This window comes from Streptomyces zingiberis (genome assembly GCF_012034935.1).
Lineage (GTDB): Bacteria > Actinomycetota > Actinomycetes > Streptomycetales > Streptomycetaceae > Streptomyces > Streptomyces zingiberis.
Genome location: NZ_JAATEN010000003.1, coordinates 237,123 through 252,473, shown reverse-complemented (window position 1 = coordinate 252,473; position 15,351 = coordinate 237,123). Strand labels below are relative to the sequence as shown.

9 protein-coding genes are annotated in these 15,351 nt (G+C 76.5%); 4 read left to right on the top strand and 5 right to left on the bottom strand.

The window, feature by feature from the left end:
* Positions 1–45: 45 nt before the first annotated feature.
* The 3 genes from HCK00_RS05290 to HCK00_RS05280 form a co-directional block, all read right to left on the bottom strand.
* Positions 46–1,053, bottom strand: coding sequence for a futalosine hydrolase (locus HCK00_RS05290; RefSeq protein WP_375781922.1), 1,008 nt, complete (start codon positions 1,051–1,053; stop codon positions 46–48).
* 73 nt (positions 1,054–1,126) lie between these two features.
* Positions 1,127–1,654: a hypothetical protein gene (locus HCK00_RS05285; protein WP_240965268.1), complete on the bottom strand. Its 528-nt coding sequence runs from the start codon at positions 1,652–1,654 to the stop codon at positions 1,127–1,129.
* A gap of 26 nt (positions 1,655–1,680) precedes the next feature.
* Entirely contained in the window at positions 1,681–3,303 is a 1,623-nt protein-coding gene (locus HCK00_RS05280) for an MFS transporter (protein WP_311765157.1), read from the bottom strand.
* Positions 3,304–3,831: 528 nt separating this feature from the next.
* Between HCK00_RS05280 and HCK00_RS05275 the strand changes: the two genes are divergently transcribed.
* Positions 3,832–4,761, top strand: coding sequence for a DUF3027 domain-containing protein (locus HCK00_RS05275; protein ID WP_168100562.1), 930 nt, complete (start codon positions 3,832–3,834; stop codon positions 4,759–4,761).
* Between the two features lie 948 nt (positions 4,762–5,709).
* Positions 5,710–9,177: a molecular chaperone Hsp90 gene (locus HCK00_RS05270; protein ID WP_168100709.1), complete on the top strand. Its 3,468-nt coding sequence runs from the start codon at positions 5,710–5,712 to the stop codon at positions 9,175–9,177.
* Between the two features lie 127 nt (positions 9,178–9,304).
* On the opposite strand, the gene HCK00_RS05265 is transcribed toward HCK00_RS05270, so the two are convergent.
* Positions 9,305–11,839 carry a cation-translocating P-type ATPase gene (locus HCK00_RS05265; RefSeq protein ID WP_168100561.1) on the bottom strand — a complete coding sequence of 845 codons (2,535 nt, stop codon included), beginning with the start codon at positions 11,837–11,839 and terminating at the stop codon, positions 9,305–9,307.
* Positions 11,840–11,934: 95 nt separating this feature from the next.
* Complete coding sequence (locus HCK00_RS05260) at positions 11,935–12,285, bottom strand: DUF2530 domain-containing protein (RefSeq protein ID WP_168100560.1); 351 nt, start codon at positions 12,283–12,285, stop codon at positions 11,935–11,937.
* Positions 12,286–12,753: 468 nt separating this feature from the next.
* Between HCK00_RS05260 and HCK00_RS05255 the strand changes: the two genes are divergently transcribed.
* Entirely contained in the window at positions 12,754–14,214 is a 1,461-nt protein-coding gene (locus HCK00_RS05255) for an NCS2 family permease (protein WP_168100559.1), read from the top strand.
* 291 nt (positions 14,215–14,505) lie between these two features.
* Entirely contained in the window at positions 14,506–14,943 is a 438-nt protein-coding gene (locus HCK00_RS05250; RefSeq protein WP_168100558.1) for a MarR family winged helix-turn-helix transcriptional regulator, read from the top strand.
* Positions 14,944–15,351: the final 408 nt, after the last annotated feature.

Below are 15,351 nucleotides of genomic sequence, written 5' to 3'. Positions count from 1 at the left end.
CCGTCCCGTCCGTGGTCCGGTCCTCGGTCTTCTGGTCCGCGTCGTTCACGGGGTCCTCCTCACCTGCCGCACGTCGTCGCCGTCACTGCCCGCTCCGGCCGTCCCGGCCGCCCTGGTCACGGCGTCCGCCCCGGCCGTCCCTGTCACGCCGTCCGTCCCGGCCACTTCGGCCGCCCCGCCGAGGATGTCACCGGCCGAGCCGGCCAGCGTCCGGAAGGCGCCGGTGAGCGCGGTCAGCGCGGTGGGGATGCGCCAGGCGGCGCGGTCGCGCGGACCGACGGTGTTGGACACGGCGCGGATCTCCAGCACCGGCACCCCGTGCGCCGCCGCCGCCTCCGCCACGCCGAACCCCTCCATCGCCTCGGCCCCGGCGCCGGGGTGGCGTCCGGCCAGCTCGGTGGCGCGGGCGGCGTCCCCGGTGACCGTGGAGACGGTGAGGACGGGGGCGAGCACCGCGCCGAGGGCTTCGGCGGCCCGGCGGGCCGCGCCGGGCGGCGGGGCGTGGACGGTCCGCCCGAACCCCAGTCGTTCCAGGGGCAGATAGCCCTCCGGGGTCCGCACGCCCAGATCGGCCGCGATGATCGCGTCCGCGACGACGACGGAGCCGAGGGGGGCCACGCCCGGGAAACCACCGCCGATCCCGGCCGAGACGACCAGGTCGTAGGGGGTGCCGCGGAGCGCGGCGGCGGTCAGCGCCGACGCGGTGCCGGCCGCGGCGGCCGCCGGCCCGACCCCGGCGGCGAGCACGTCCACGCAGCCCGGCCGGGAGGCGGTGCCCCCTGGCCGTCCGGCACGCCGGACCGGGCCGCCCGCGGCGCCCGGGCCCGCCGGCCCAAGGCCCGGCGCGGCCGATGCGCCCGGCTCCGATGCGCCCGGCTCCGGCTCACCCGGCGCGCCCGCGCCCGTCCCGGCAGCAGCCGTGCCGGGCCCGCTCGGCCCGTCCGTCCTGCTCGTTGCGCCCGTTCCGGCAGCCGGGCCCGGCGCGTTCGGCTCTGCCGGCCCGCCGAGTCCCTTCCGTACCGCGTCGGCCTCCGCCGGCACGGCCGTCACCACGAGTACCCGGGCCATCAGCGGCCACCTCCCCGGCGGGGCACCCGCCGGGCCCGGCCGGCCGCGCGGCGCTCCGTCAGGACTCCCGCTTCAGCGTGAAGGACCAGGTGCCCCGCGCCTCGCCCTTCTTGTCGACCTCGACGATCGTGAGCTGCACGGTCCTGGGGACCTCGGTGCCGCCCTGCGCGCCCTGGCGCGGGGCGAAGATCTCGTCGTGGGCGAAGGAGCGGTAGGTGCTCGTGGACGCCTCGGGCATGACGCCCTGGCCGCCCGCGACCAGCGCCCAGCCGGACTCCGCGATCTCCGGGTCCACGCCGATGCGGACGCGGTCGCCGTCGCCGACGGTGAGCTGCTCGCCCTTCCGGTCCAGGCAGCCGCTGAGCTGCTTCTGGGGGATGTTCTTGCCACTCTCGTAGCAGGAGGCCTCGCCGGAGACGCTGTCGGACCCGGCGGTCACGGTCGCCATCGGCGTCGGCTTGTCACAGGCCACCAGGGCGGCGAGCCCGAGGGACACGGCTGCGAGGACGCCGGCGGCGCGCCGCTTGTCTCCCCGGCGCTCTCGTGACTGCATCGGATGGCGGCTCGGCCGCGTGGCAACGGTCATGCCGGAAGGCTATCGTTCCGCCCCGCTCAGGCCGCGCGGGGGTGCGGCGCGCCCCGGCGGGCCGTGGCCAGCAGTCCCCGCACGGTCGTCGCGGCGCCCACGGCCACCAGCGCCGCCGCCACCGACATCCCCAGCGCCCCGTGGAGCGGCAGCGCGATCCCGATGGCGCCGCCGACCACCCAGGCCATCTGCAGCAGTGTCTCCGACCGGGCGAAGGCGGAGGACCGCCCGCGCTCCGGCACGTCCCGCTGGATGAGCGCGTCCAGCGACAGCTTGGCCAGCGCCTGCGCCAGCCCGGCGACGGCCGCCACCAGGGCGAGCGCGGGGGTGGAGAAGAGCACGGCCGTCATCACCGTCATGACCAGGGCGATCGCCAGCACCGTGGCGATGATCGCCTCCGGGGCGCGCGCTTTGAGCCAGGCGCCGATGACCGTACCGAGGGCGTTGCCCGTGCCGGCCGCCACGGCGACGACGCCCAGCGACACGGCGGCGCTCCGCCCGTCCAGGGGCTCCTCGCGGAGCAGGAAGGCGAGGAAGAAGATCAGGAAGCCGGAGAGGGCGCGCAGCGAGGTGTTCGCCTGGAGCCCGTACCGGACGGACGGCCCGACGGAGCGGAGCCCGGGCCGCTTCCGGGGCGTGCCGGGAGCGGCGGGCGCGCCGGGAGCGGGGACGCCACCGTCGCCGGTGGTGGCGCCGCTCCCGGGAGCCGGGCCGGGTACGGGGTCCGCCGGGGGGCGGGCGGCGTCCTGCCGGTCAGGGGGGCCCAGGGGGACGCCGGACGGGGTGTCCGGTCCGGTCCCCGGGCGGGTCTCGTCGGCCCCGGCCCGGACGCCCGGCGGGGCGGTGTCCGCCGGCCAGGTGGAGGAGGGGGTGGTCCCGGCCGCCGGCGGGGCGTTCCCGGCGTCGGTCGCCCAGCCGTGCGGGCGGCCGTGGTCGAAGAACTCCGCCGCCGTCTCCCCCTTGGCGGAGTCCACCTTGGGCGGCAGCGAGAAGGAGAGGAAGGTGCCGACGACGAAGATGACGAACGCCCCGTACAGCGGCCATTCCAGCCCGAACCACTGGAGCCCGGCGCCGATCGGGGCGGCGGCCCCGGTGGCGAGCAGGCCCGCCAGCGTCACCCGGGAGTTCGCCTTGACCAGGGAGATCTGCGCGGGCAGCAGCCTGGGCACCACCGCCGACCGCACCACCCCGTACGCCTTGGAGGCCACCAGTACCCCGAGCGCCGCCGGATACAGCTCCAGCCCGCCGGTGGCCACCGCCCCCGACAGGGCGAGCGCGAGCAGCGCCCGGAACAGCATGGCCCCGGCCATCGCGGCCCGCCGCCCGTGCGGCAGCCGGTCCAGGATCGGCCCGATGACCGGGGCGAGCAGCGCGAACGGCGCCATCGTGATCGCCAGGTAGAGCGCCACCCGGCCCCGGGCCTGGTCCGTGGGGACGGAGAAGAAGACGGTGGAGGCCAGGGCGATGGTGATCAGCATGTCGCCCGCGGAGTTCACCGCGTGCAGCTCGATCAGCTTGCCGAGGCCCGACTCGCCCGCTCCCTGCGCGTGCGTGGCCCGGCGGATGCGGCGGCCGCCCGCGGCGAAGGGGAACCGCAGGACACGCCCGAACCGGCCGAGCACGGTGCGCAGCACGTTCAGCCGGGACACGGCGGCCTCCGCTCCGCTCCCGGGCGTCCCGCGCGGAGCCGACGCGTGGTGTCGCGCGGCCGGTCACTTGCCATTCCGCCATCCTGCCCCAACTCCGCCCCGCCATGGTGTTTTCGCCGGTCGCGTACGCCCGCGCAGGCGCACCGGGGCACCGGACGGGGGAGGGACGGGGCGGGAACGGGCCGGGGACGGACCGGTGCCGGGCGCGGTGGACAGGGGGCCGGGACGGCGTCCGCGTGGCCCTTCCGGCTCCGCGCGGGAGGTCCACCACGAGGGCAGGGTGGGCCGCGCACCGCCGGTGGGGGTAGCGTGCAACCGTGCGCCACCGGCTGCCTTCCCGGCCGCGTGCCCGCCCCGGTCCCGCAGAAGGGGCTGGGGAGGTCCGCCCTGGGCAGGTCGGGTGCGGACGTCGACGCGGTCCCCCGGTCCGCTCCGTCCGCCCTCCCCAGCCCGTCCGTTCGGTACGGCCGGCCGGCGCACCTGTGAGACGGCGTAGGAGAGAATCGATTCATTGTGAGTGCTGCGACGATGCGAAGCCGTACCCCGGACCGCCTGTGCGCCGAGGCGGTCGACATGGCCCGTGGCGAGGCCGTGGCGGCGGCGGGGGAGGTGGCCGTCGGTGAGCACCTCGGCGTGGTCGCCGACGCCGACCGGGTCGTCACCCACTACTTCGCCTGCCGGGAGCCGGCGTACCGCGGCTGGCGCTGGTCCGTCACCGTCGCCCGGGCCTCCCGCGCCCGGAACGTCACGCTCGACGAGACGGTGCTCGTCCCCGGCGACGACGCGATCCTGGCCCCCGAGTGGGTGCCGTGGAGCGAGCGCCTCCGCCCCGGTGACCTGGGCCCCGGCGACCTCCTGCCCACCGAGGACGACGACCCGCGCCTGGAGCCCGGCTGGACCGGCGCCGACGGGCCGCCGCCCGACTCCCCCTTCTCCGAGGAGGCCGAGGAGCGCGCCGCCGCCGAGCGGGAGGCCGCCGCCTCCGCGGGCCCGCCGCTCTTCCCCGCCCCGGAACGCGCCGCCGGATCCCTCGCGGCCGTCGGACACGAGCTGGGCCTCATGGGCCGCGCCCGCGTCCTCTCCCGCTACGGCCTGAGCATCGCCGCCGACCGCTGGGAGGAGGCGCACGGAGCCCGGACCGCGATGGCGCAGGCGGCCCCCGCGGACTGCGGGAGCTGCGGCTTCCTCATGCCGCTCACCGGCTCGCTGCGGCAGGCGTTCGGGGTGTGCGCCAACGAGTTCAGCCCGGCGGACGGCCGGATGGTCTCCCTCGCCTACGGCTGCGGCGGCCACTCCGAGGCGGCCGTGGTGCCGAAGGCGCCGCCCGCGCCGCAGCCGGTCATCGACGAGACCCGGGTGGACCACCTGTCGCTGCGGCCCGCCCGCGACGAGACGGCGGAGCCGGGCGCGGACGGGCCTGACGGGGAGCCTGACGGGGACTCCGCCGGGGAGCGGTAGCACCCGCCGCCGGCCGGGGAGCGGTAGCACCCGCCGCCCCGGCCGTGGAGCCGCCCTTCCGGCCGCCCTTCCACCCTTCCGCCCTTCCGCCCGGCCTCCCGACGGCCGGGGTCACCGGCCGGTGCCGGAGACGGCCGGCCCTCCGTCGCACGGCACGGTGGGTCCGGCGCCGCCGGGCACCGAACGGCGATCCCGTACGACGGCACGGTGCGGCAGAGGGCGGAGCGCGGCGCGGCAGAGGGCGGTGCGGCGGAGCGCGGTACGGCGTGAACGCCGCCGGCGGGACGCCGCAAGAGGGCGTCACGGGGCGGGAACAGACGCCGGTGGGTGCGGTGAGAGCGGCCCCGGCCGCCGTGCGCCCCGGGGGCGTCGAGCCCCAGCGGCACCACGTGCACCATGGACGCTGAGCAAGGCCAGGGTGGGCACTCCCACCACCGTGGTGGGCGGGCTCCCACGGCCATAGCGGCCCGCCCCGGCCGGCATGGCGACACGACGGCCACGACGGCCACGACGGCTACGACAGTCAAGGCGGTCAAGGCGGTCAGGGCGGTCAGGGCGAGACGACGGTCACGGCAAGCAGGCACCGCGAGCGGCGCGGCGGGCGCGCACCGCGAGCGCGGCGGGCGAACTCCGGTCCGCGGCCGGGACCGAGACCAGGACCAGGACCGGGACCGAAACCGGGACCGAAACCGGGACCAAGGCCGCGACCGGGACCGCACCCGCCCCCACGAGGCCGGTCCGGCCGCCTTTCCCGCCCCCGGCCCTCGTCCCGCCCGGCGGACACGGCACCCTGGCACCTGCGGCACGGCACGATGGGCTCACGGCACCCCGCCGGATCCGGCAACGGGACCGGCAGGACGGTACCGGGAGCACAGATCAGAACATCCGGCACAGCACGGCAGGCCCCCCGGGGCCCCGGCGAAGGAGCGACACGTGAGCGGCACGGCGATGGTGCGGGCGACGACCGGCGGGCAGGACCCGTTCGGGACGGCGCGGCTGCGGCGCGGGGTGCTGGACGCGTGGGCCGCGTCGCCCGCGCGGTTCCGCGAGGACGCCAACGCCGAGGAGGATCTGGCACTCGGCGGCTACCGCGACCGGCTCGTGGTCGAGCTGGCGCAGAACGCGGCGGACGCGGCGTCCCGCGCGGGCGTCCCCGGGCGGCTCCGGCTCACCCTGCACGCCGGTGAGGGCGACGTCCCGGCGGTCCTCGCGGCGGCCAACACCGGCGCGCCGCTGGACGCGCCCGGCGCCGAGTCGCTGGCCACGCTGCGGGCCTCCGCCAAGCGCGACGAGTGGACCGGGGCTCCCGGGGGCCCCGGGGAGGCCGCCGGCGCCGCGGCGGCCGGGGGCGCCCCGGGCGCGGTCACGCCGTCCGTGGGCCGCTTCGGGGTCGGCTTCGCCGCCGTGCTGGCGGTGAGCGACGAGCCCGCGGTGATCAGCCGGGCCGGGGGCGTCCGCTGGTCCCTCGCCGAGGCGCGCGACCTGGCGGCCGGGGCGGCGGCCGGCTCCCCGGGGCTCGCGGACGAGCTGCGCCGCCGCGACGGCCATGTCCCCCTGCTGCGGCTGCCGTTGCCCGCCGAGGGCTCGGCCCCGGCCGGTTACGACACGGCCGTGGTGCTGCCGCTGCGCGACGGCGCCGCCGAGGCCCTGGCGGAACGCCTGCTCGCGGGGATCGACGACGCCCTGCTGCTGACCCTGCCGGGGCTGTCCGAGATCGTCGTGGAGATCCCCGGCGAGGAGCCGCGGACGCTGACGCGCCGCCAGGAGGGCCCGTACACGGTCGTCGAGGACAGCGCCCGGTCCACCACCCGCTGGCGGACGGCCGGCGCGGGCGGGTGGCTGGAGCCCGCGCTGCTCGCCGACCGCCCCGTGGAGGAGCGGCTCCGCCCGCTGTGGTCGGTGACCTGGGCCGTCCCGGTGGACGGCGAGGGGGCGCCGGTCCGCCCCGGCACGGCTCCGGTGGTCCACTCGCCGACCCCCACCGAGGAACCGCTGGGGCTGCCCGCGCTGCTCATCGCGTCCTTCCCGCTGGAGCCGACCCGCCGGCACACCGCGGTGGGCCCGCTCACCGACTTCCTCGTGGCCCGCGCCGCCGAGACCTACGCGGCGCTGCTGCGCGACTGGCAGCCGCTGTCCACCGGCACGCTCGCCCTGGTGCCCGGCCCGCTCGGCAAGGGCGGGCTGGACGGGCGGCTCCGCGCCGAGGTGCTTCAGCTGCTGCCCCGGGTGCCCTTCCTCGCGGGAGCGGCCCGGACCACCGAGGACCTCCGGGAAGGCCCGGAGCCGGCGGACGGGACGGGGGAGGCGGGCGGTGACCTCACCGGCGCCACCGCCCCCTGGCACAGCACTGATGACTCGGCCGCCCCGGCCTGTCCCGTCCGGCTCCGTCCCGTGGACGCCGAGGTCGTCGAGGGCGCCGGCGCCGACACCGTGGCGGTGCTCGCCGAACTCTTCTCCGGGCTGCTCCCCGCGGGCCTGGAGCGCCGCCCCGAGCTGCGCGCCCTGGGCGTCGCCCGGGTGCCGCTGGGCGAGGCCGTGGACCGGCTGGCCGGGGTGGAGCGCCCGCCGTCCTGGTGGCGGCGGCTCTACGACAGCCTGGCCGGCACCGACCCGGAGCGGCTCAGCGGCCTTCCCGTACCGCTCGCCGACGGCCGCACCACGATCGGCCCCCGCCAGGTGCTGCTGCCGCTGCCGGGTACGGAGGACCGCCCGGCGGCCTCCCCGGGGACCGGCGGGCCCACTCCGGCGGACGGGAACGCGCCCGACGCGTCCGGTGCCCGCACCGCCGCTCCGGGCCCCGCCACCCTGGCCCGCCTCGGCCTGAAGGTCACGCACCCGGACGCCGCCCACCCGCTGCTGGAGAAGCTGGGCGCGCTGCCCGCCTCCCCGCGCGCCGTGCTGACCACCCCCCAGGTGCGGGCCGCCGTCGCCGCCTCCCTCGACAGCGAGGGCGGGGACCTCTGGGACGAGGACGCCCTCGACGCCGAGGAGCTGGCCGAGGCCGTCCTCGGCCTGGTCCGCGAGGCGGGCCTGGCCCCCGACGACGAGCCCTGGCTGGGCGCGCTCGCCCTCCCCGACGACGAGGGCGAACTCGCCCCGGCCGGCGAGCTGGTCTTCCCCGGCAGCGAGTTCGAGCAGATCATCCGGGAGGGGGAGCTCGCCGTCTGCGACGCCGCCCTCGCCGGCCGCTGGGGGCCCCAGGTGCTGGCCGCCGTCGGGGTGCAGTCCACGTTCGCCCTGGTCCGCGCCACCGACGTGGTCCTCGACCCGGACGAGCTGGAGCCCCGTGAGGGGGACTACGCCGAGCCGGACGACGCCGGGCTGCTGGACTCCGTGGACGTCTGGTGCGAGGACGTCCTCGACCGGCTCCCCGACGGCCCCGTCCCGCCCGTCGCCACGGAGATCACCGCCGTCCGCGACCTGGACCTCGTGGACGACGACGCCTGGCCGCGGGCGCTGGCCCTGCTCGCCCGGCCGCCGCTGCGCGACGCCCTCACCACCCCGGTCCGGATCCTCCTCCCCGACGGCACCACGGAGACCGTCCGCCCGTACACCGCCTGGTGGCTGCGCGGCCACCCTGTGCTCGACGGCCGCCGCCCCGCCGGGCTGCGCGCCGCGGGCGGCGACCCGCTGCTCGCCGGGCTCTACGACCCCGCCGACGCGGCCGGGTTCGAGGACGAGCAGGTGCTGCGCGCCCTCGGCGTCCGCACCACCGTCGCCGCCCTGCTGGACGAGCCCGGCGGCGCCGCCGAACTGCTGACCCGGCTCGCCGACCCCGGCCGCTCCGTCACCCCGCGCCGGCTGCACGGCCTCTACACCGCCCTGGCCGCGCTCGACCCGGACGAGGTGACCCTCCCGGACGAGCTGCGCGCCGTCCTCGGCTCCGGCGGCGAGGTGCGGGTCGTGGACGCCGGGGAGGCCCTGATCGCCGACGCCCCCGACCTGCTGGCCCCGGCCGGCCACCGCCCCCTCCTGCCCGTCGCCCCGGCCCGCGCCGCGGACCTGGCGGAACTGCTCCAGGTGCGCCGGCTGAGCGAGGCGTTCCCCGCACCCGTCGCCGACCCGGACGCGGGCGAGCTCCGCGCCGTCCCCGATCCGGTCCGTGTCCTGCTGGGCCCGGCCACCCCGGAGTCCTACGTCGAGTACGAGGAGCTGCGCGTCATCGGCGGCGGGACCGGAGGAGGCGCGTCCGGCGGCGGGGACGGAGCTGAGGGGGACGCCGGTCCGGTGGGCGCGACGGTCGAGGTGGACTGGCGCCGCACCCCCGACGGCGTGGTCCACGCGGCCACCCTGGAGGGCGTGGCCGCCGGCCTGGCCTGGGCGGCCGGCCAGTGGCCCCGCCGCTTCGAGGTCGCGGCCCTCCTCGAAGACCTCTCCCGCACCGAGGAACTGGCCCGCGACCGCTGGTTCGACTGACCCCCCCCGCTCCCGCACGCGCCGCCACCCGGCCCTCACCGGGGGCGGCACGTGCGGGGGCGAACGGCCCCACAGGCCGGAGCCGTCTCCGGCCCAGGCCGCGAACCGACTCGGGCCGCGAACGGCCTCAGGCCGCGAACCGCCTTCCCACCCAGCGCCAGCTCAGCTCCATCAGCACGGCGGCCGCCGCGGCGATGCCCACCGCCGTCCACGGCATCACCACGCCCACCAGCCGCAGCGCGAAGAAGTGCTGGAGGAACGGCGTGACGATCACGACCAGGAAGCCCAGCGCCATCGTGGCGACCAGCCCGATCCGCCACCAGGTGTAGGGCCGGGCCACGATCGCCAGCAGGGACATCGCGATCAGGAAGAGCGTCAGCGTCGCCGCGCTGGTCTCGGCGGCGAGCGCGTCGGGCCCGGTGTAGTGGTGGCGCGCCAGCAGATACGTGGTGAAGGTGGCCGCGCCCGCGATGATCCCGGCCGGTACGGCGTAGCGCATCACGCGCCGGACGAAGTGCGGCCTCGCCCGCTCCTTGTTGGGCGCCAGCGCCAGGAAGAAGGCGGGGATGCCGATGGTGAGCGCCGAGATCAGCGTCAGGTGGCGGGGCAGGAACGGGTACGGCACCTGCGAGCAGACCACCAGCACCGCCAGCAGCACCGAGTACACCGTCTTCGTCAGGAAGAGGGTGGCGACCCGGGTGATGTTGCCGATGACCCGGCGGCCCTCGGCCACCACGGACGGCAGCGTGGCGAAGCTGTTGTTGAGCAGCACGATCTGCGCGACGGCCCGGGTGGCCTCGGAGCCGGAGCCCATGGAGACGCCGATGTCGGCGTCCTTCAGCGCCAGCACGTCGTTGACCCCGTCGCCGGTCATCGCGACGGTGTGGCCGCGGGACTGCAACGCGCCGACCATGTCCCGCTTCTGCTGCGGCGTGACGCGCCCGAAGACGGCGCCCTTCTCCAGCGCCTCCGCCATCTCCCCGTGGTCCTCGGGGAGCTTGCGGGCGTCCACCGGGGCGCCGGCGCCCGGCAGCCCGAGCTTCCCGGCCACGGCGCCCACGGAGACCGCGTTGTCCCCGGAGATGACCTTGGCCTCGACGTTCTGCTCGGCGAAGTACCGCAGCGTGTCCCCCGCGTCGGCGCGGAGCCGCTGCTCCAGGACGACCAGTGCGACGGGGCCGGCGTCCCGGCCGGCGGCCGGGTCCCGCGGCGCGTGGCCCGTGCGGGCCAGCAGCAGCACCCGCAGGCCCTGCGCGCCCAGTTCGTCCACCTCGGCGAGGGCGGGGTCGCCCGCGGGCAGCAGCACGTCCGGCGCGCCGAGCAGCCACGTTCCGGTGGTGCCGTCCCCGTCGGTGAGGCGCGCGCCGCAGTACTTGCGGGCGGAGGAGAACGGCAGCGTCTCGGTGTGCTCCCAGCCCTCCGGCGCGGGGGAGTGGCGGACGACCGCCTGGAGGCTGGCGTTGGGCCGCGGGTCGCAGGCCGCGAGGGCGCCGAGGACGTCCCGGACGCGGGACTCGCCGGAGCCGTCGAGGACCTTCACCGCGGTGACGTCCATGCCGCCCTCGGTGAGGGTGCCCGTCTTGTCCAGGCAGACGACGTCCACCCGGGCCAGCCCCTCGATGGCCGGCAGCTCCTGCACCAGGCACTGCTTGCGGCCGAGCCGGATGACGCCGATGGCGAAGGCCACCGAGGTCAGCAGCACCAGCCCCTCGGGCACCATCGGCACGATGCCGCCGACCATGCGCCGCACGGCCTCCCGCCAGTCGTGGCCCTGCACCACGAGCTGGCTGACGATGAGGCCGATCGCGGCCGGTATCAGCATGTAGGTGATGTACTTCAGGATCTGGCTGATGCCGCTGCGCAGCTCGGAGTGGACCAGCGTGAACCGGGACGCCTCCTCCGCCAGTTGCGCCGCGTACGCCTCCCGGCCCACGCGCGTCGCGGTGAAGGCGCCGGTGCCCGCGACGACGAAGCTGCCGGACATCACGCGGTCACCGGGCCGCTTCAGCACCGGGTCGGCCTCGCCGGTGAGCAGCGACTCGTCCATCTCCAGGCCCTCGGCCTCGGCGACCTCGCCGTCCACCGGGCACTTGTCGCCCGGGCCCAGCTCCACCAGGTCCCCGAGGACGATCTCGCCCGTCCGTACCTGGGCGGAGACGCCGTCACGCCGGACGGCCGGCCTGGCCTCGCTGATCACCGCGAGGTTGTCCAGCGTCTTCTTGGCGCGCAGCTCCTGGATGATGCCGATGGCCGTGTTGGCCAGGATCACGAAGCCGAACAGGCCGTCCTGGATCGGTCCGACGACCAGGATGATCAGGAAGAGCACCCCGATGATCGCGTTGAACCGGGTGAAGACGTTGGCCCGGACGATCTCGCCCGTCGAGCGGGACGAGCGGACCGGGACGTCGTTGACCTCTCCCGCCGCGACGCGCGCCGCGACCTCGTCCGCCGTGAGCCCGGGGAGCCGGTCGGCGGTGGCGGCGCGGCTCGCGGCCGGTCCGGTCTCCGGTTCCCCGGCCGGCCCCGCTCCGGCGGGGCGGGGGTCTCCTCCGGTGGCGCCGGGGTCCCCGGCGGGGCGCGGACCGGCGGCGGAGGCCGGGGCCGTCCCCGGGACGGGCCCGGGCTCCGGCTCTCCGATGTCGGTGGGCGAGCGATGCGTCATGGGTCAGACGGTACGGGGACGTCCGGCGGTCGCGCCGCCGGGTCGGGGGGAACCAGGGCGGCGTCCGGGGCGGGAGGGACCGGCCCCGTAGGGGATCACGGGGCGTCCCCGCGCGGTCCGGGCCCGCCGTCCCCGGGGGCCGGGGTGTCTCCGGGGGCCGCTCCGGGGGCCGGGGCGCTCTCGCCGCCCGGCGTCTCCCGCTCCCCGGCCGCGCGCTTGATCGCCGCGTCCCGGCGGCGGACGTACCAGACGCCGTAGCAGCCCAGGAGCCCTCCGGCGAGGCAGGTCCACAGCCACCACAGCAGCCCGTGGTCGCGCAGCACACCGTAGAAGGGGAGCTGGACGAGGAAGAGCGCGAACCACAGGAGGGTGCCGCCCGTGACGACGGCGACGACGTTCCCCTCCAGCGGCTCCGGCGCCTCGTGGGTGGGGGTCCATCTGCCCATCGCTGCTCCCCGTTCCTTCCGTTCCGCCGGCCGTTCCGGTTCCGTCCGCCTGTGCCGTCCGCCTGTGCTGTCCGTGCGGTTCATCCCGTTCCGCGCGGGCCGCACGCCGCGCGGAGGTCCTCGCCGGCCGGGAGCCGGCCGGCAGCCGGCGGGCCGGGGGCTCCCGGTGGATCCGGTGCGCGGCTTCGCGAGGTGTACCGGCCCGCCGCGGGGTGTCCGGCCCGGCCAGTCTATGGGGCCCGCCGTCGCGGCTCCGCCGAGCGGGTCGGAGGGGCCCTGCGGGGGCCGTGGAGAGCCTGGGAGCGGGGGGCCCGCCGGGGTCTACGCGCGGAGACTGGCGCTCCCGGGCTCGGGTATTCATACTGAATCGGTCCCGGGTCGGCGCGAATGTTTCGTAGAAACCTCCAGCTCGGGACCGCTCGGCCGCCACCCCCGGCCTCTGTCCCCGTCACCGCCGAGGTTTCCCACATGCCGTCCTCGACCACCACCCCGGTCGAACCCCAGCCCCCCGCGCACCCCAGGAACGGGCTCGACCGCTTCTTCAAGCTGACCGAGCGCGGTACCGGTGTCTCCCGGGAGGTGCGGGGCGGTCTGGCGACCTTCTTCGCCATGGCCTACATCGTCGTACTGAACCCGATCATCCTCGGGTCCGGCACGGACAAGTTCGGGCATCAGCTGGACACGGGCCAGCTCGTCACGGCCACCGCGCTGATCGCCGGGCTCTCCACGATCCTGATGGGCCTCATCGGCAACGTCCCGATCGCGCTCGCCGCCGGCCTCGGCATCAACGCCGTCGTCTCGCTCCAGCTCGCCCCCAAGATGAGCTGGCCGGACGCGATGGGCATGGTCGTCCTCGCGGGCCTCGTGCTGATGATCCTCGTCGCCTCCGGCCTGCGGCAGCGCGTCCTGGACGCCATCCCCGCCGGGCTGCGCCGGTCCATCGCCATCGGCATCGGCCTCTTCATCACCCTCATCGGCCTGGTCGACGCGGGCTTCGTCACCCGCAACCCCGACAACGCCCACACCACCGTCCCGCTGGGCCTCGGCGTCGGGGGCCGGCTGGAGGGCTGGCCGGTGCTGGTCTTCGTGGTCGGCCTGGCGCTGACCTTCGTGCTGGTGGTCCGCAAGGTGAAGGGCGCGATCCTGCTGAGCATCGTGGCGACGACGGTCCTCGCCCTCGTCATCCACGCGATCGCCCGGATACCCGACGGCGCCTGGGGTCTCACCACCCCGGAGTTGCCGGACTCGGTGGTGAGCACCCCGGACTTCGGGCTGATCGGCGAGGTGAGCCTCTTCGGCGGCTTCTCCGAGGTGGGCGTGCTCACCGGCGCGCTCTTCGTCTTCACCGTCCTGCTGTCCGGCTTCTTCGACGCGATGGGCACCATCATCGGCGTCTCCGAGGAGGCCGGGCTGACCGGCAAGGACGGCAAGGTCCCGGGCATGGGGCGGATCCTGATGGTGGACGGCGTGGCGGTCGCCGGCGGCGGCTTCGGCTCCGCCTCGGCCAACACCTGTTACGTCGAGTCCACGGCGGGCGTCGGCGAGGGTGCCCGGACGGGCCTGGCGAACCTCGTGACCGGTGGTCTCTTCCTGCTGGCGCTGGTCTTCACGCCCCTGGCCCTCGTGGTGCCCTCGCAGGCGGCGACCCCGGCGCTGGTGGTGGTCGGGTTCCTGATCATGGCGGCCAACATCCGGGCGGTCGAGTGGGACGACCCGACCGTCGCGATCCCCGCCTTCCTGACGATGATCTCGATGCCGTTCACGTACTCCATCACCAACGGCATCGGCCTCGGCGTGCTCTCCTTCATCCTGCTGCGCGCCGCCACCGGCAAGATCCGCACGGTGCCGTGGCTGCTCCACGTCGTCGGCCTGTGCTTCCTGGTGTACTTCCTGCTCGGCCCGATCGAGCAACTGCTCGGCGTCAGCTGAGCCGCCGTCGCGCGTCACCCGCGAGCGCCCGGAACCTCGTGTTCCGGGCGCTTCGCCGTAGGCGCGACGGGCGCGGGCGGCCCCACCGCGCGGGCCGGGGGTGCGGGCCGGGCCGGGAGCGGCGCGGAGCCGCCGGACGGGAGCGGGGGCGGAGGTGTCCCAGGCCGGGGTGGGTGCAGGGGGCCCGGGCCGGTCCCCCGGACGGGCGGCGCGCTCACCCGTTCGGCGGGGCACTGGTGGCCGAGCCCCCCGGGCTGTATTTAGCTAGAGTAATGAGTTACGCTAATAACCATGCCCGACCTATCCGCCGGCGACGACGCTGTCGCCGTGAGCGCCCTGCGCTCCGCAGTCATGCGCCTGTCCCGTCGGCTCCGGCACCAGCGGGTCGACGAATCGCTGACCCCCACCGAGATGTCCGTCCTCGGCACGCTGGCCCGCTGCGGCAGCGCCACCCCCGGGGAACTGGCTCGCAAGGAGCATGTGCAGCCGCCGTCGATGACGCGCATCGTCGCCCTGCTGGAGACCAAAGGGCTGGTCCGGATGGAGCCCCACCCGGAGGACCGCCGCCAGAAGGTGGTCACCCGGACCGAACGGGCCGAGTCGATGCTGGAGGAGAGCCGCCGCAGGCGCAACGCCTGGCTCGCCGAGCTGGCCGAGGGGCTCACCGAGGAGGAGTGGGCGACCGTCCGCGCGGCCGCGCCCATCCTCGACAAGCTGGCCCAGATGTAGCGCCGGGCGCCGGTGTGGAAGGTGCCCGAAGCCGGTACCCGAAGCCCCGGCGCCCGACCGCGATGCCCGGACCGTGCGTCCGGACGCAGAGCGTGAACACCGAGCCGAACACCGAGCTGGACACAGTCCCCGAACACCGAGCTTGAACGCAGTGCCCTGTCCGGTGACACCCTCGCTGAGGAGGCGACGCACTTTGAGTACGGGACCCGGAACACCCTCCGCACCCGTTCCCCTGCCCGACCACTCCCCTTCTCGTCCCACCCCCGATTCCCCCTCCGGGCCCCGCCCCCGTTCCACGGACCGGCCCGCCCCGCACCCCGGCCCGCCCGCGGCGGCCACCGGACCGGGAACGGAATCCGCCCGCCACGACGGCGCGCCCGGGCCCACCGGACCCGCCGGATCCATCGA

Coding starts and splice junctions, on each gene's coding strand:
- HCK00_RS05265 (WP_168100561.1), bottom strand. CDS start 11,839: ATGACGCATCGCTCGCCCACCGACATCGGAGAGCCGGAGCCCGGGCCC.
- HCK00_RS05255 (WP_168100559.1), top strand. CDS start 12,754: ATGCCGTCCTCGACCACCACCCCGGTCGAACCCCAGCCCCCCGCGCAC.
- HCK00_RS05285 (WP_240965268.1), bottom strand. CDS start 1,654: ATGACCGTTGCCACGCGGCCGAGCCGCCATCCGATGCAGTCACGAGAG.
- HCK00_RS05270 (WP_168100709.1), top strand. CDS start 5,710: ATGGTGCGGGCGACGACCGGCGGGCAGGACCCGTTCGGGACGGCGCGG.
- HCK00_RS05250 (WP_168100558.1), top strand. CDS start 14,506: ATGCCCGACCTATCCGCCGGCGACGACGCTGTCGCCGTGAGCGCCCTG.
- HCK00_RS05275 (WP_168100562.1), top strand. CDS start 3,832: ATGCGAAGCCGTACCCCGGACCGCCTGTGCGCCGAGGCGGTCGACATG.
- HCK00_RS05260 (WP_168100560.1), bottom strand. CDS start 12,285: ATGGGCAGATGGACCCCCACCCACGAGGCGCCGGAGCCGCTGGAGGGG.